The sequence below is a fragment of the Pseudomonas sp. Irchel s3f19 genome (genome assembly GCF_900187555.1).
Taxonomy (GTDB): Bacteria; Pseudomonadota; Gammaproteobacteria; order Pseudomonadales; family Pseudomonadaceae; genus Aquipseudomonas; species Aquipseudomonas capeferrum.
Map to the genome: position 1 here is coordinate 93,643 of NZ_FYDW01000005.1, position 14,570 is coordinate 108,212.

Consider the following 14,570-nt stretch of genomic DNA (forward strand, 5'->3'; position numbering starts at 1 on the left):
TATCAGGGCTGGGTGATGAGTTCGACCGGGGTCTGGATGACGTTGTCGGCATCCACGCCCGGCTTCTCGCCGTTGATCATCTTCAGCGCCGCCTGGATACCGAACACCGCCTGCTGGCTGGCGGCCTGGTCGAGGGTGGCGAGCACGCGGCCATCCTCGAGCATCGGCTTAATGGCATTGATGTTGTCGTAACCGACCACTTGTACCTTGCCGGCCTTGCCTGCCGCACGCACCGCCGACACTGCGCCCAAGGCCATACTGTCGTTACCGGCCAGCAGGGCCTTGAGCTCGGGGTATTCGTTGAGCATGGCGGCGGCGACGGCGCTGCCTTTGTCGATTTCCCAGTTGCCGGACTGCACCGCGACGATCTTCATCTGCGCAGCGTCCATGGCATCCTTGAAGCCTGCCGTGCGCTGCTGGGCGTTGGTGGTGGTCGACACGCCTTCGATGATGCCAACCTGGTCACCGGCCTTGAGCTTTTGCTGGGCCAGGTAGTCACCGACCATGCGTGCGCCCTTGCGGTTGTCGGGGCCGACGAAGGGCACGCTGATGCCTTTGCTCTTGAGCAACTCGGGGTCAAGGCGGTTGTCGATGTTGATCACCACCACGCCTTTGTCCATGGCTTTTTTAACCGCAGAAACCAGGGCCTTGGAGTCCGCCGGCGCAATCACCAGCGCCTTGACCCCCGAATTGACCATGTTCTCGACGATGCGGATCTGCTCGCCGGTGTCGGTTTCGTTCTTGATGCCGTTGGCGACCAGGTCGAAATCACTGGCGTGGGCTTTTTGATAATCCTTGGCGCCGTCTTCCATGGTGCGGAAGAATTCGTTGGCCAGGGACTTCATCACCAGGGCGACTTTGGGTTTTTCTTCGGCGTGGGCCGCAGACAGCGGCAAGGCCAGGGACAGGGTGGAGACGACAGCGAGGGCCAGCAGACGACCGGGGAACGGCAGTTTCATGGACGATGACTCCGAATCTTGTGTTTTTTATCGGATCGCAAACGTTTGCGTTGACTCACTATGGAAACAGGACCTGGTTTTGTCAAATCCGTTTCGCTGGCTGGGCCTGAGTCACGCCCTGGGGCAGAGTATCCGGAATTTATCCGAAAAACCGAACAGGTTTTCCTATGCTTGTTCGGGTTCCCGAATTAAACCTGATGTTTGTAGGAGCGGCCTTGCGTCGCGAAAGGGCCGCATAGCGGCCCCGGGATATCCGCAGCGACGCATAAATCCGGGGCCCTTTCGCGACGCAAGGCCGCTCCTGCCACAAGCCGCATCTAGGCTGGTACGAAACATGCCTAGCGTTAGTTGCACTTCAGCAATCGCCTCATTAGGAAGAGAGAACAATAACTATGAATGCTGCACTTAAAACCTTCGCCCCCAGCGCACTCGCTCTGCTGCTGATCCTGCCGACCACGGCTTCGGCCAAGGAAGCCGAAACCCAACAGAAACTGGCCAACGTGGTCATCCTCGCCACCGGCGGCACCATTGCCGGTGCGGGCGCCAGCGCGGCCAACAGTGCCACCTACCAGGCCGCCAAGCTTGGCGTCGACAAGCTGATCGCCGGCGTACCGGAGCTGGCAGACCTGGCCAATGTGCGCGGCGAACAGGTGATGCAGATCGCCTCCGAGAGCATCACCAACGAAGACCTGCTGAAACTGGGCAAGCGCGTCGCCGAACTGGCCGAGAGCAACGACGTCGACGGGATCGTCATCACCCACGGTACCGACACCCTGGAAGAGACCGCCTACTTCCTCAACCTGGTAGAGAAGACCGACAAGCCCATCGTGGTGGTCGGCTCGATGCGCCCCGGTACCGCCATGTCGGCAGACGGCATGCTCAACCTGTACAACGCCGTGGCCGTGGCCAGCGACAAGCAGTCGCGCGGCAAAGGCGTACTGGTGACCATGAACGATGAAATCCAGTCCGGCCGCGATGTCAGCAAGTCGGTCAACATCAAGACCGAAGCGTTCAAGAGCGCCTGGGGCCCAATGGGCATGGTGGTGGAAGGCAAATCCTACTGGTTCCGCCTGCCGGCCAAGCGCCACACGGTCAATTCGGAATTCGACATCAAGCAGATCAGCAGCCTGCCTGCCGTCGACATCGCCTACGGCTACGGCAACGTGACCGACACCGCCTACAAGGCACTGGCGCAGAACGGCGCCAAGGCGATCATCCATGCCGGTACCGGCAATGGCTCAGTGTCGTCGCGGGTAGTGCCGGCGCTGCAAGAGCTGCGCAAGAACGGCGTGCAGATCATCCGTTCGTCCCACGTCAACCAAGGCGGTTTCGTGCTGCGTAACGCCGAGCAGCCTGACGACAAGAACGACTGGGTCGTGGCCCACGACCTCAACCCGCAAAAAGCCCGCATCCTGGCCATGGTGGCAATGACCAAGACCCAGGACAGCAAAGAGCTGCAGCGTATCTTCTGGGAATACTGAGTGTTGTAGCAGCAAGGCCGGTGCGCTGCCTGCGCCGGCCCTTCCCTTCAGCCAAGCCTACGGCGCAACGCGCTTGAGCTCATTCAGCAAGCCCATCAGTTGCTCCAGCTTGTCTTCGCCGAACTGCTGCTGGATCTTGCGGTAGTTGGCCTCCATACCCTCGCGCATCGACTCGAAGCAGGCCTCGCCACGTTCGGTCAGGCTCACGAACATGCGCCGCTGGTCCTGGGCGGCCTTTTGCCGGCGCACCAGGCCGTCGCGTTCGAGGCGGCTCAATACCCCGGTCATGCTCGGCTTGAGAATGCAGGCCAGGTGCGCAAGCTGGTAGCTTTCCAGCTCGCCCTGCTGGCTGAGGATACGGATGACTCGCCACTGTTGTTCGGTCAGGTCATGTTCGTTCAGCAATGGCCTGAAAAATGCCATCGCAGCCTCCCTGGCCTGCAGCAGGCTCAGCGTCAGCGAGGGTTGAGTCTTGGTCATGTTGGCGCCTGTGATAGGAGTACAACGGGCAAGATTAGGGGCATAGGCGAAAAGGGACAAGGCACCTGGAAAGTGCAATCTGTTCCATGGAAAACCCATTCAAGGCCAAGGGGCAAGCTGCGACCATCCGGATCAAACACTCACAACCCGATCCGGGCGTACCGACGTGGCCATATCACTGCAACTGGGCTTGCCGCTGGCGGTATTCGCCGGGCGTGAGCTTGGCGTAACGGTTGAAGAACCGGCTGAAATAGGCCGGGTCCTTGAAGCCCAGCTGGTAGCAGATTTCGTTTGCCGTGCTGCCGGAAAACAACAGCAGGCGCTTGGCCTCCTGCATCAGCCGCTCAAGCACCAGGCGTTTGGACGGCAAGTCGGCAATACGCCGGCACACATCGTTAAGGCGTGCTTCGGTCACGCCGATCTGTTGTGCGTACTGCGCCAGCGGCCAATGCTCAAGGTAGTGCGCCTCGATCAGCGCATTGAAGCGGTGGAAAATTTTCAGGTCTTCATGCCGGGCCGGCGTCGACTCCAGCGAGTTGGGGCACAGCCGCAGCAAGCTGACCATGATCAGCCGGGTCAGCGACTGCAGTGCCGCCTCGCGCCCCGGGTGGGGGCTGGCAAACTCATCGCTGAGCGCATCCAGCCAGCGCTCCAGCCGGCGCGCCTCGGCCTTGTACGCGGCCGGCACGTTGCCCAGGGCAACGCAGGCAGGCTGTACCTGCACCCCCGCCGGCAGCAGGCTGGCGTCCGCTTCGATCAATTGCCAGACCAGCTGCTGACGCACCGTCAGCACATGGCCGTCGCTGTCCGCCTCGGTGACGAAGGCGTGCGCCACCGTCGGCGGCGTCAGGAAAAACATCGGCCCCGACTCGATGTACTGCTGATCGTCCAGGTACACCCGCACCGTGCCGGACTTCACGTAATGCACCTGAAAAAACCGGTCGTGACGGTGCACGGGCATGTTGCGCCCGAAGAACCCGGCAAGGTTACCCAGCCGGTCGTAATGCACCTCGCTGTCACTGTAGCGCTGGTCGTAGACCTGGCCGATGTTGATGTTCGGAATCGGATGCCGATCGCTCATGCCTGCTTACCCGCAAATCGCTTGACCGTGTTGACGTTCACCCATGGTGCCCCGGCTGCCCGGCAGATACCACTGACGGATGTGTTGACCTTCGTTAACATATTAACTATAACATTAACACGTTAACAATCTCGGCAGAGCGACTATCGCCCTGCACCGCCTGGAGAAAAGCATGAGCCATGCCCTGCATGACGTTGCGACCGGCACCCTGTTCGGCGTTGCGCTGAACTACCAGGGTCTGCTGCAGCAGCACGAAGCGGCGTTTCACGAAGCGCCCTACAAACAACCGCCCGTCAAGCCGGTGCTGTTCATCAAGACGCCCAACACCCGCAATCACCATGAGGGCAATGTGCTGTACCCGGCCGGTGTCGAGCGCCTGCAACCGGGCCCTGCGCTGGGCGTGGTGATCGGCAAGGACGCCAGCCGGGTCAGCGCCGAAGACGCACTCGCCTATGTGGCGGGCTACACCATCGTCAACGAAATCAGCCTGCCTGAAACCAGCTACTACCGCCCTGCGGTCAAGGCCAAGTGCCGCGATGGCTTCTGCCCGGTCGGCCCCGAGCTGGTGCCTGCGGCCCAGGTCGCCAACCCGGACGCCCTCGGCCTGCGCCTGTGGGTCAACGGTGAACTGCGCCAGCACAACACCACGGCCAACTGCGTGCGCACAGTGGCCCAGTTGATCGCCGAACTCAGCGAATTCATGACCCTGCATGCAGGCGACATCCTGATCACCGGCACCCCCGAAGGCCGCGTCGATGTGCAGCCGGGCGATCGCGTCGAGGTCGAGATCGACGGCTTGGGCAAGCTCACCAACCACATCGTCGCCGAATGAGGACTCACCCTGTGAAACACGCCCGTATCCAGTTCGACGGCCAAGCCCACACCGTCACCGTCGAAGACGAGCACCTGCGTCTGGCCGATGGCCGTCTGGTGCATGAAGACCAGGTGACCTGGTTGCCGCCGGCCACCGGCAGCATGTTCGCCCTTGGCCTGAACTACGCCGACCACGCTGCCGAGCTTGCCTTCTCGCCGCCCACCGAGCCATTGGCGTTCATCAAGTCACCCGGCACCTACACCGGCCACAAGCAGGTCACCTGGCGCCCAGACAACGTCGCCTACATGCACTACGAGTGCGAGTTGGTCGCGGTCATCGGTAAAGCGGCGAAGAACGTCAAGCGCGAGGACGCCCTGGGCTACGTTGCCGGCTACACCGTTTGCAACGACTACGCCATCCGCGACTACCTGGAGAACTACTACCGCCCCAACCTACGGGTGAAGAACCGCGACGCCACCACCCCGGTCGGCCCGTGGATCGTCGACGCCGCCGACGTGCCGGATGTAAGCAACCTGAAACTGCGCACCTGGATCAACGGCGAGCTGAAGCAGGAAGGCAGCACCTCGGACATGATCTTCGACATCCCCTACCTGATCGAATACTTCTCCAGCTTCATGACCCTGCAACCTGGCGACATGATCGCCACCGGCACCCCAGAGGGCCTGGCCGACGTGGTGCCGGGCGATGAAGTGGTGGTGGAGGTAGAAGGCGTCGGCCGCCTGGTCAACCGTATCGTCAGCGAAGCTGACTTCTTCAAGAACTACAAGGCATCAGCAGCATGATCAAGCACTGGATCAACGGCCGTGAGGTCGAGAGCAAAGACACCTTCGTCAACTACAACCCGGCCACCGGCGATGCCATCTGCGAAGTCGCCAGCGGCGGTGCCGAGGAAGTGGCCCAGGCGGTTGCTGCGGCCAAGGAAGCCTTCCCCAAATGGGCCAACACCCCAGCCAAGGAACGCGCCCGCCTGATGCGCAAGCTGGGTGAGCTGATCGAGCAGAACGTGCCGAAACTGGCCGAGCTGGAAACCCTCGATACCGGCCTGCCGATCCACCAGACCAAGAACGTGCTGATCCCGCGTGCCTCGCACAACTTCGACTTCTTCGCCGAAGTGTGCACGCGCATGGACGGCCACAGCTACCCGGTCGACGACCAGATGCTCAACTACACCCTGTACCAGCCGGTGGGTGTCTGCGCCCTGGTGTCGCCGTGGAACGTGCCGTTCATGACCGCCACCTGGAAGACCGCACCGTGCCTGGCGCTGGGCAACACTGCGGTGCTGAAGATGAGCGAGCTGTCGCCGCTGACCGCCAATGAACTCGGCCGCCTGGCCGTTGAAGCCGGCATCCCCAACGGTGTGCTCAACGTGATCCAAGGCTATGGCGCCACTGCCGGCGATGCGCTGGTGCGTCACCCGGACGTGCGGGCGATTTCGTTCACCGGCGGCACCGCCACCGGCAAGAAGATCATGCAGACCGCAGGCCTGAAGAAGTACTCGATGGAGCTGGGCGGCAAGTCACCGGTGCTGATCTTCGAGGATGCCGACCTAGAGCGCGCCCTGGACGCGGCCTTGTTCACCATCTTCTCGCTGAACGGCGAACGCTGCACCGCCGGCAGCCGCATCTTCATCCAGGAAAGCGTGTACTCGCAGTTCGTGGCCGAGTTCGCTGCCCGCGCCAAGCGCCTGATCGTCGGTGACCCGACCGACCCGAAAACCCAAGTCGGCTCGATGATCACCCAGCAGCACTACGACAAGGTCACCGGCTACATCCGCATCGGTATCGAGGAAGGCGCACGCCTGGTCGCAGGCGGCCTGGAGCGCCCGGCCAACCTGCCAGCGCACCTGGCCAAGGGGCAGTTCATCCAGCCGACCGTGTTCGCCGACGTGAACAACAGCATGCGCATCGCCCAGGAAGAAATCTTCGGCCCGGTGGTGTGCCTGATCCCGTTCAAGGACGAGGCCCAAGCGCTGCAGCTGGCCAACGACACCGAGTACGGCCTGGCCTCCTACATCTGGACCCAGGACATCGGCAAGGCCCACCGCCTGGCGCGCGGCATCGAAGCCGGCATGGTGTTCATCAACAGCCAGAACGTACGTGACCTGCGCCAACCGTTCGGTGGTGTGAAAGGCTCCGGCACCGGTCGCGAAGGCGGGCAATACAGCTTCGAAGTGTTCGCCGAGATCAAGAACGTGTGCATTTCCATGGGCAGCCACCACATCCCGCGCTGGGGCGTGTGATCATCCTCCTGCAGCGCCGAGCAAACCCGCCCCGGCGCTGCGGGACTTACAAGAATAAGGAGTCTGATCATGGGTAAAGTGGCGCTCGCAGCCAAAATCACTCACGTGCCCAGCATGTACCTGTCCGAGCTGCCTGGCCCGCGTCAGGGCTTTCGGCAAGCCGCCATCGACGGGCACTACGAGATCAGCCGACGCTGCCGTGAGCTGGGGGTCGACACGATTGTGGTGTTCGACACCCACTGGCTGGTCAATGCCAACTACCACATCCTCTGTGGTGAGCACTTCAAGGGGGTCTACACCTCCAATGAACTGCCGCACTTCATCAGCAACATGGCGTACGAGTTCCCGGGCAACAAGGACCTGGGGCTGATCCTGGCCGAAGCGTGCAACCGCTTCAACGTCGAGACCATGGCCCACCACGCCACCACCCTGGGCCCGGAGTACGGCACCCTGGTACCGATGCGCTACATGAACCAGGACCAGCACTTCAAGGTGGTCTCGGTCTCGGCGCTGTGCACCTCCCACTACCTGGCCGACAGTGCGCGCCTCGGCTGGGCCATGCGCAAGGCCGTGGAAGACCACTACGACGGCACCGTGGCGTTCCTGGCCAGCGGTTCGCTGTCCCACCGCTTCGCGCAGAACGGCCAGGCGCCGGACTTCGCCACCAAGGTGTGGAGCCCATTCCTGGAAACCCTGGACCACCGCGTGGTGAAGATGTGGGAAAACGCCGAATGGGAGGACTTCTGCGGCATGCTCCCCGAATACGCTGCCAAGGGCCACGGCGAAGGGTTCATGCATGACACCGCGATGCTGCTCGGCGCATTGGGCTGGTCGAAGTACGACGGCAAGGCCGACGTGGTAACGCCCTACTTCGGCTCGTCGGGCACCGGCCAGATCAACGCGATCTTCCCGGTCACCCCCCAGGATGGTTCGGCCATTCCCGCCGCACAGGCCGCCAACCCGGCCGCTGTGCTTTCCACCAGCCGCCTGTGACCCCGCTGCCTGGCCGCCCTGCCCGGCGGCCAGGCATTCCTGCCCTGAGGATGCCCTTCATGCCACACCTGGTTCTGCTCTACACCCCCGACCTGGAAGCCGACGCCGACATCCCGGCCCTGTGCCGCGCCCTGGCCGACACCATGCTTGAACAGCGCGATGCCGCCGGCAAGGCGGTATTCCCCACCGGCGGTACGCGCGTGCTGGCCTACCCCGCCGCCCACTGCGCGGTAGCCGATGGCAACGGCGACTATGGCTTCCTGTACGCCAACCTGCGGATGGGCAGCGGCCGCGCTGCCGAGGTTCACAAAACGGTGGGCGACAGCCTGCTGCAAGTGCTCAAACAACACCTGGACGGGCTGCTGCAGCAACGCCCGATCGGCATCACCGTGCAGATCGACGAGAGCACCGCGCAGGTCTACGACGCCAAGCACAGCACCCTGCACCCGCTGTTCAACACGCCGGCCTGAAGCCACGGCCAGCCCCTCTCAACGTCTCATCCACTACAAGTACAAGAATATGAGCACACTGGAGCACGCCTCGCGCAGCACGGCGCAAGCCACACTCATCGACAGTACACACCGGGCCATCACCTGGCGGCTGATGCCGCTGCTGCTGGTGTGTTACCTGTTCGCCCACCTGGACCGCATCAACATCGGCTTCGCCAAGATGCAGATGAGCCAGGACCTGCACCTGTCCGACACGGTCTACGGGCTGGGCGCCGGGCTGTTTTTCATTGCCTACGCGCTGTTCGCCGTGCCCAGCAACCTGATGCTCGAACGCTTCGGCCCACGGCGCTGGATCGCCAGCCTGATGGTGGTGTGGGGCGCGCTGTCGACCTGCATGCTGCTGATCGAGAGCAGCAGCGCGTTCTACCTGCTGCGCTTCGCCCTGGGCGCGGCCGAAGCCGGGTTCTTCCCAGGCATTCTGGTGTACCTCAACCGTTGGTACCCGGCCGGCCGCCGGGCGCAGATCACCGCGCTGTTCGCCATCGCCGTGCCGCTGGCGGGGGTGGTCGGCGGGCCGCTGTCTGGCGGTATTCTGGCGTTCATGCATGACGCTGCGGGCCTGCGTGGCTGGCAGTGGATGTTCCTGCTCGAAGGCGCACCGGTCATCCTGCTTGGCCTGGTGGTGCTGGCCACCCTGCCGGAACGCTTCGAGCAGGTGAACTGGCTCGACGCGCAGCAAAAAGCCGCCCTGCGCGCTCAGTTCGGTCAGGAAGAACAGCGCAAGCCGGTTACCTCGTTCGCCGGCATCCTCGTCAGCCCTGCGCTGTGGTTGCTGGTGGCGGTGTACAGCGCGGTGATGCTGGCGGTGAACACCTTGGCATTCTGGATGCCCAGCCTGATCCACACCGCCGGCATCGCCAGCGACGCCAGTGTCGGCCTGCTCAGCGCCGTGCCGTACCTGGCCGGCTGCGTGTTCATGCTGGCCTGCGGGCGCTCGTCCGACCGCCACCGCGAGCGCCGCTGGCACTTGTCCATCCCGCTGTTGATGGCCGCTGCCGGTATCGCGATCGCCGCCCTTGCGCCCTCTCAGCCGCTGCCGGTATTGGCCGGCCTGGTACTGGCAGGCATGGGTGCGAGCGCCGCCCTGCCGATGTTCTGGCAACTGCCCCCGGCGTTTCTCAATGACCGCACCCAGGCGGCTGGCATTGCCCTGATCAGCTCGCTGGGCAGCATCGCCTCGTTCGCCACACCGTACTTCATCGGCTGGGTCCGCGACACCACGCAAAGCGCCAGCCTTGCGCTGTATGTGCTCGCCACTTTCATCACCCTCGGCGGCCTGCTGGTGCTGCGCACCCGCGCCGCCATCGTCAACCCTTGAACGCAGAGACTCTGACCATGCTTGATAACGCTTTCATCCAACAGGCGGCCGAGCGCCTCGACCAGGCCGAGCGCACGCGCGAACAGGTGCGCCAGTTCTCGCTCGACCAACCCGCTATCACTATCGAAGATGCCTACGCCATCCAGCGCGCCTGGGTCGCCAAGAAGATCGCGGCCGGGCGCAAGCTGGTCGGCCACAAGATCGGCCTGACCTCACGCGCCATGCAGGTGTCGTCGAACATCACCGAGCCTGACTACGGCGCCCTGCTGGACGACATGCTGTTCGATGAAGGCACCGACATCCCCTTCGAGCGGTTCATCGTGCCGCGCGTCGAAGTGGAGCTGGCCTTCATTCTCGGCAAGCCGCTCAAGGGCCCGAATGTCACGGTGTTCGATGTACTGGACGCCACCGAGTGGGTGATCCCTGCGCTTGAGATCATCGACGCCCGTATCCAGCAGGTCGACCCGCAGACCCAGGCCACACGCAAGGTGTTCGACACCATTTCCGACAACGCCGCCAATGCGGGCGTGGTGATGGGCGGGCGCGCCGTGCGCCCCACCGAGATCGACCTGCGCAAGGTGCCAGCCGTGCTGTACCGCAACGGTGTGATCGAGGAGTCCGGGGTCAGCGCTGCGGTGCTCAACCACCCGGCCAAGGGCGTCGCCTGGCTGGCCAACAAGCTGGCCGCGTATGACGTCACGCTGCAGCCGGGGCAGATCATCCTGGGCGGCTCCTTCACGCGCCCGGTGGCCGCACGGCCGGGCGACACCTTCCACGTCGACTACGACCAACTCGGCTCGATTGCCTGCCGTTTCGTCTGAGGACTTGCCCATGGACATGCCCGTCAACCGTTTCAAACAACGCCTGCGCAGTGGCGAGGCGCAGATCGGCCTGTGGCTCGGCCTGGCCGATGCATACTGCGCGGAGCTTGCCGCCAACGCCGGCTTCGACTGGCTGTTGATCGACGGTGAGCACGCACCCAACGACCTGCGCAGCATGCTCGCGCAGTTGCAGGCGGTGGCGCCTTACGCCAGCCAGGCGGTGATCCGCCCGGTGATTGGCGATACCGCGCTGATCAAGCAAGTGCTGGATATCGGCGCGCAGACTTTGCTGGTGCCGATGGTGGAAAGCGCCGCGCAGGCGCGCCAGCTGGTGCAGGCCATGCATTACCCGCCCAAGGGCATACGCGGGGTGGGCAGCGCGCTGGCGCGGGCGTCACGCTGGAACAGCATCCCCGGCTACCTCGACCAGGCTGATGCGCAAATGTGTTTGCTGGTGCAGATCGAGAACATGGAAGGGCTGGCCAACCTGGATGAGATCGTGGCGGTCGAGGGTGTCGATGGCGTGTTCATCGGCCCGGCCGACCTGAGCGCCGCCATGGGCCATCGGGGTAACCCTGGGCATCCTGAAGTGCAAGCGGCCATCGAGGACGCGATCGTGCGTATCGGCCAGGCGGGCAAGGCGGCGGGGATTCTCAGCGCGGACCAGACGCTGGCACGGCGCTACATGGCGTTGGGCGCGGCGTTTGTGGCGGTGGGGGTGGATACCACGGTGCTGATGCGTGGGCTCACGGCGTTGGCGGGGGCGTTCAAGGGGGGGGCGGCTGCGGTCGGTGATGGGGGCGGCGTTTACTGACAACCTTTGGGGGGCGCTTTGCGCCCCTTTCGCGACGCAAGGCCGCTCCTACCATCAGAGCCATGCGCTGTGCCTGTAGGAGCGGCCTTGCGTCGCGAAAGGGCCGCAACGCGGCCCCAGCCTGCAATGCCCTACCCCTGGATGATCGCCCTCAACACCGTCTTGAAGGTGTCCATCTGCTCATCGCTGAACTGCCCAAACACCTTGTCCTGTTGCTCCCTGGCAATGGTCCAGAGCATCTCGGTCTCGTCCACACCTTTGACCGAAAGCCGCACACGGCCCTCCTCATTAGCAATCAACCCCTTGCGCTTGAGGTTGGCGACCGCTTCCTCGATTTCCCGGGCCGGCATCGCCACTTCACGCTGCAGGTCGTTCAGGCCTAGCCCGGCATCGTTCTCCAGCACCATCAGCATCCGCGCTTCGCTGGTACGCAGGCCGGTGCTCAGTTGGCGTGGCTGATAGTCACCCTGGTAGGCCCGCAACGCCTGGGTCATCAGGTAGTACAGGTTGTGCTGCAGGCGGCCCTGGAAGTGGCTGCTCGGCGCCTGGCCCTCGGCACGCTGGGTCATGCGGGTATGGGGCAGCACCATCGAGTAGGCCCCCTGGTGGTACAGCAACGGCGAGCGGCCGAAGTCATCGAACGCCACCACCTTGCCGATCAGTATCCAGTGGTCACCACCGTCCAGTTGCTGAAACTTCTCACACTGAAAACGCGCCGAGCAGTCGGCCAGCAGCGGTGCGCCGCCCGCCCCTTGCTCGCATTCGACACCGGCAAAACGGTCGTCCCGGGGCCGTGCGAAGTTGTTGGAAAGCTCTATCTGGTCCGCCGCCAGAATGTTCACGGCAAAGTGCGACGCTTGCTCGAACACCTCGTGGCTGGTGGAGCGTTTGTCGATGCTCCACAAGATCAACGCCGGCTCCAGCGATACCGAGTTGAAGCTGTTGGCGGTGACGCCGACCGTGCGCCCGCCGGGGGCGGCGGCAGTGACAACGGTCACGCCGGTGGCGAAGTTGCCCAGCGCGCGGCGGAAGGCACGGCTATCGAAGCCAGCGGCAGTTGCGGTTTCATTGGACATGCAAGACTCCCGGGCAGACCAAGAGCCTGCCCTGTTCGTTGTTGTATTTGTGAGGGGGATCGGCCAGCCGGCGGCTCAGACCATCGCCGGGTCAGGCTCCAGGCCCATCAGCTCGCGGCCGAGGATTTGCGCGCACACGTCGTAATCGGTGTAGGCATGGGCACCGGTCAGGTGCGCATCGCGGAACAGGCGCTGCATCTCGTTGCTTTCGAACCAGGCGCCGCCACCGGCCGCTTCCATCAGCCGGTCTACCGCCTGGATGCACATCTTCACGGCATAGCCCTGGTTGGTGCGCCAGAATGCCAGGGTGGCGCGTGTCGGGTATTGGTGGCGCTCGCTGTGTTCGGCGATCTCTTCCCAGCTTTTTTCCAGCAGGGCCCGTGCGGCGGCGACTTGATGCGTGGACTCGGCCAGGCGCATGAGTGCCGGCGTTGCCGCGCCCACCGCAGCACCGGTGTAGGCGCGCACGCGGTTGCGGGTTTTCTCGCGGAACACCGCCAGCATGCGCTCGGCGACACCAAGGCTGACGGTGGAGAAACCACTGGCAAAATAGGGGCGGTACGGGGCGAAGAAGATCTTGCTGTCCGGGTACAGGCCAAAGCCTGCCGACTTGCCCTCCATCATGTCCTTGGCCTTCTGGATGCGGTGCTCCGGCACGAAGGCGTCACGCACGATCAAGGTCTTGCTGCCGCTGCCACGCATGCCGACGGCATACCAGTCATCACGGATTTCATAATCGCTGCGCGGCAGAATGGCGAAGCAGTAGTCCTGGGTGCCCTCTGCATTCTGCCGGCGGAACCCCATGATCGCCCACTCGGCATGGTCGCAACCGGAGCTCCAGCCCATTTCACCGCTGAAGGTCACGCCGCCTTCGACCTCTTCGGTACGGCCAAAGGGCGCGATGCTGCTGCTGGCCGTTGCATCCGGGTTGGCTTGCCACACCTCCTGCTGCAGCTTGGGCGAGAACATCGCCATCTGGTGGCTGTGGGTGCACAGCAGGCTCATGGCCCAGGCGGTGCTGGCGCAGGCGCCTGCCAGCGTGGCGATGCACTGGGCAAACTGCGGCAGCGAAATCTCCATGCCGCCGTAATGCTTTGGCAAGAAGGCGCGATGCATGCCGATGCTTTTGAGCAGCGCGATATTCTCTGCCGGAACACTGCGATCCTGCTCCGCGCGCACAGCATTGGCGGCAATCGTCGGCAAGATCGACGTGAGGTCTTCCAGCAGGGAGTTTGGCTTTTTCATGAACGGTCTCTTGTTATTGGATAGTCGACAGCGGCTGCGCCAAGCCCGTCGTTGCGGGCGTTTGGGTGCGAAGGAACAGCCGGAAAGTCTGCAATGACACGTTCAGTATGTGAGGTAAGGCCAAACCTCGGAATGCACGTTACGGCGGGAAAATTGTACTTTCCATGGCGCCATCAGCCGATGAAACAAGGCCGTTGGCGTATCACGGTTTGATCTTTTTCATCTCGTTGAGCAGTTGCATCAGTTGCTCGAGTTTTGCCTCGCCGAACTGGCTGAGGATCCTGTCGTAGTTGCGGGCCATTTCTTCGCTCATGGCCAGAAACGCCTGCTGCCCCTTGTCGGTCAGCGTGATGAACACCCGCCGCTGGTCTTCCGGCGACTTTCGCCGTGCAACCACCCCGTCGCGTTCGAGCCGCTTGAGCACGCCACTCATGCTGGGCTTGAGGATGCAGGCAAGCTCGGCAAGCTGATGGCTTTCCAGCTCGCCTTGCTGGCGCAGAATGCGAATGACCCGCCATTGCTGTTCGGTCAGGTCATGGGCATTCAATGCCGGTCGAAAGAACGCCATCGTGGCTTCACGCGCCTGTAGCAGGGTCAGGGTCAAAGAGGGTCTTGGTGTGGTCATGCGTGCCCGAGCATCATGGAAAGTGGCGAGCAGGCCAGTATGCCATCGCAGGCTCATTAATACATTAACCAATCTGCCGATGACGGGCCCGTAC

At 63.4% G+C, this 14,570-nt stretch carries 15 protein-coding genes; 9 read left to right on the forward strand and 6 right to left on the reverse strand.

Annotation, left to right across the window (positions count from 1 at the left end):
• Nucleotides 1–2: 2 nt before the first annotated feature.
• A complete protein-coding gene (locus tag CKW22_RS14340; RefSeq protein ID WP_047581957.1) occupies nucleotides 3–959 on the reverse strand; it encodes a sugar ABC transporter substrate-binding protein in 957 nt (318 codons plus the stop codon).
• Between the two features lie 392 nt (nucleotides 960–1,351).
• On the opposite strand from CKW22_RS14340, the gene CKW22_RS14345 reads away from it, so the two are divergent.
• Nucleotides 1,352–2,440 (forward strand): asparaginase, encoded by a 1,089-nt coding sequence (locus tag CKW22_RS14345; RefSeq protein ID WP_033696933.1) that lies wholly within the window; start codon nucleotides 1,352–1,354, stop codon nucleotides 2,438–2,440.
• A 57-nt stretch (nucleotides 2,441–2,497) separates the two neighbouring features.
• Here CKW22_RS14345 and hpaR (CKW22_RS14350) read toward each other — a convergent pair whose 3' ends face one another.
• Nucleotides 2,498–2,920 (reverse strand): homoprotocatechuate degradation operon regulator HpaR, encoded by a 423-nt coding sequence (gene hpaR / locus CKW22_RS14350; RefSeq protein WP_033696931.1) that lies wholly within the window; start codon nucleotides 2,918–2,920, stop codon nucleotides 2,498–2,500.
• A 175-nt stretch (nucleotides 2,921–3,095) separates the two neighbouring features.
• On the reverse strand, nucleotides 3,096–4,001 hold the full coding sequence (gene hpaA, locus CKW22_RS14355; RefSeq protein ID WP_033696929.1) for a 4-hydroxyphenylacetate catabolism regulatory protein HpaA: 906 nt from the start codon (nucleotides 3,999–4,001) through the stop codon (nucleotides 3,096–3,098).
• Nucleotides 4,002–4,173: 172 nt separating this feature from the next.
• Here hpaA and CKW22_RS14360 point away from each other — a divergent pair, with 172 nt between their 5' ends.
• From CKW22_RS14360 to hpaI, 8 genes are all read left to right on the forward strand, one after another.
• A complete protein-coding gene (locus tag CKW22_RS14360; protein ID WP_033696928.1) occupies nucleotides 4,174–4,833 on the forward strand; it encodes a fumarylacetoacetate hydrolase family protein in 660 nt (219 codons plus the stop codon).
• An 11-nt stretch (nucleotides 4,834–4,844) separates the two neighbouring features.
• The gene (locus tag CKW22_RS14365; RefSeq protein WP_047581955.1) at nucleotides 4,845–5,618 is read left to right on the forward strand and encodes a fumarylacetoacetate hydrolase family protein; all 774 of its coding nucleotides are present in this window, start codon (nucleotides 4,845–4,847) and stop codon (nucleotides 5,616–5,618) included.
• Nucleotides 5,615–7,075 (forward strand): 5-carboxymethyl-2-hydroxymuconate semialdehyde dehydrogenase, encoded by a 1,461-nt coding sequence (hpaE, locus tag CKW22_RS14370; RefSeq protein ID WP_095064269.1) that lies wholly within the window; start codon nucleotides 5,615–5,617, stop codon nucleotides 7,073–7,075. Before CKW22_RS14365 ends, hpaE begins: the two co-directional genes overlap by 4 nt.
• A gap of 69 nt (nucleotides 7,076–7,144) precedes the next feature.
• The gene (gene hpaD / locus CKW22_RS14375; protein ID WP_033696920.1) at nucleotides 7,145–8,068 is read left to right on the forward strand and encodes a 3,4-dihydroxyphenylacetate 2,3-dioxygenase; all 924 of its coding nucleotides are present in this window, start codon (nucleotides 7,145–7,147) and stop codon (nucleotides 8,066–8,068) included.
• A gap of 59 nt (nucleotides 8,069–8,127) precedes the next feature.
• On the forward strand, nucleotides 8,128–8,538 hold the full coding sequence (locus tag CKW22_RS14380; RefSeq protein WP_033696918.1) for a 5-carboxymethyl-2-hydroxymuconate Delta-isomerase: 411 nt from the start codon (nucleotides 8,128–8,130) through the stop codon (nucleotides 8,536–8,538).
• A gap of 49 nt (nucleotides 8,539–8,587) precedes the next feature.
• Nucleotides 8,588–9,895 carry an MFS transporter gene (locus CKW22_RS14385; protein ID WP_095064270.1) on the forward strand — a complete coding sequence of 436 codons (1,308 nt, stop codon included), beginning with the start codon at nucleotides 8,588–8,590 and terminating at the stop codon, nucleotides 9,893–9,895.
• Between the two features lie 17 nt (nucleotides 9,896–9,912).
• Nucleotides 9,913–10,716, forward strand: a complete 804-nt coding sequence (gene hpaH / locus CKW22_RS14390; protein ID WP_033696913.1) for a 2-oxo-hept-4-ene-1,7-dioate hydratase — start codon at nucleotides 9,913–9,915, stop codon at nucleotides 10,714–10,716.
• A gap of 10 nt (nucleotides 10,717–10,726) precedes the next feature.
• Complete coding sequence (gene hpaI, locus CKW22_RS14395; RefSeq protein WP_047581952.1) at nucleotides 10,727–11,530, forward strand: 4-hydroxy-2-oxoheptanedioate aldolase; 804 nt, start codon at nucleotides 10,727–10,729, stop codon at nucleotides 11,528–11,530.
• Nucleotides 11,531–11,661: 131 nt separating this feature from the next.
• Here the strand turns inward: hpaI and CKW22_RS14400 are convergent, their stop codons facing one another.
• The 3 genes from CKW22_RS14400 to hpaR (CKW22_RS14410) form a co-directional block, all read right to left on the reverse strand.
• Nucleotides 11,662–12,606 carry a p-hydroxyphenylacetate 3-hydroxylase reductase component gene (locus CKW22_RS14400; RefSeq protein WP_047581950.1) on the reverse strand — a complete coding sequence of 315 codons (945 nt, stop codon included), beginning with the start codon at nucleotides 12,604–12,606 and terminating at the stop codon, nucleotides 11,662–11,664.
• A gap of 75 nt (nucleotides 12,607–12,681) precedes the next feature.
• The gene (locus tag CKW22_RS14405; RefSeq protein ID WP_033696908.1) at nucleotides 12,682–13,851 is read right to left on the reverse strand and encodes a p-hydroxyphenylacetate 3-hydroxylase oxygenase component; all 1,170 of its coding nucleotides are present in this window, start codon (nucleotides 13,849–13,851) and stop codon (nucleotides 12,682–12,684) included.
• A gap of 202 nt (nucleotides 13,852–14,053) precedes the next feature.
• Nucleotides 14,054–14,476: a homoprotocatechuate degradation operon regulator HpaR gene (hpaR, locus tag CKW22_RS14410; RefSeq protein WP_033696906.1), complete on the reverse strand. Its 423-nt coding sequence runs from the start codon at nucleotides 14,474–14,476 to the stop codon at nucleotides 14,054–14,056.
• Nucleotides 14,477–14,570: the final 94 nt, after the last annotated feature.

Coding starts and splice junctions, on each gene's coding strand:
- hpaH (WP_033696913.1), top strand. CDS start 9,913: ATGCTTGATAACGCTTTCATCCAACAGGCGGCCGAGCGCCTCGACCAG.
- hpaR (WP_033696931.1), bottom strand. CDS start 2,920: ATGACCAAGACTCAACCCTCGCTGACGCTGAGCCTGCTGCAGGCCAGG.
- CKW22_RS14385 (WP_095064270.1), top strand. CDS start 8,588: ATGAGCACACTGGAGCACGCCTCGCGCAGCACGGCGCAAGCCACACTC.
- CKW22_RS14360 (WP_033696928.1), top strand. CDS start 4,174: ATGAGCCATGCCCTGCATGACGTTGCGACCGGCACCCTGTTCGGCGTT.
- CKW22_RS14380 (WP_033696918.1), top strand. CDS start 8,128: ATGCCACACCTGGTTCTGCTCTACACCCCCGACCTGGAAGCCGACGCC.
- CKW22_RS14340 (WP_047581957.1), bottom strand. CDS start 959: ATGAAACTGCCGTTCCCCGGTCGTCTGCTGGCCCTCGCTGTCGTCTCC.
- CKW22_RS14405 (WP_033696908.1), bottom strand. CDS start 13,851: ATGAAAAAGCCAAACTCCCTGCTGGAAGACCTCACGTCGATCTTGCCG.
- CKW22_RS14345 (WP_033696933.1), top strand. CDS start 1,352: ATGAATGCTGCACTTAAAACCTTCGCCCCCAGCGCACTCGCTCTGCTG.
- hpaE (WP_095064269.1), top strand. CDS start 5,615: ATGATCAAGCACTGGATCAACGGCCGTGAGGTCGAGAGCAAAGACACC.
- hpaD (WP_033696920.1), top strand. CDS start 7,145: ATGGGTAAAGTGGCGCTCGCAGCCAAAATCACTCACGTGCCCAGCATG.
- CKW22_RS14400 (WP_047581950.1), bottom strand. CDS start 12,606: ATGTCCAATGAAACCGCAACTGCCGCTGGCTTCGATAGCCGTGCCTTC.
- hpaI (WP_047581952.1), top strand. CDS start 10,727: ATGGACATGCCCGTCAACCGTTTCAAACAACGCCTGCGCAGTGGCGAG.
- hpaA (WP_033696929.1), bottom strand. CDS start 4,001: ATGAGCGATCGGCATCCGATTCCGAACATCAACATCGGCCAGGTCTAC.
- hpaR (WP_033696906.1), bottom strand. CDS start 14,476: ATGACCACACCAAGACCCTCTTTGACCCTGACCCTGCTACAGGCGCGT.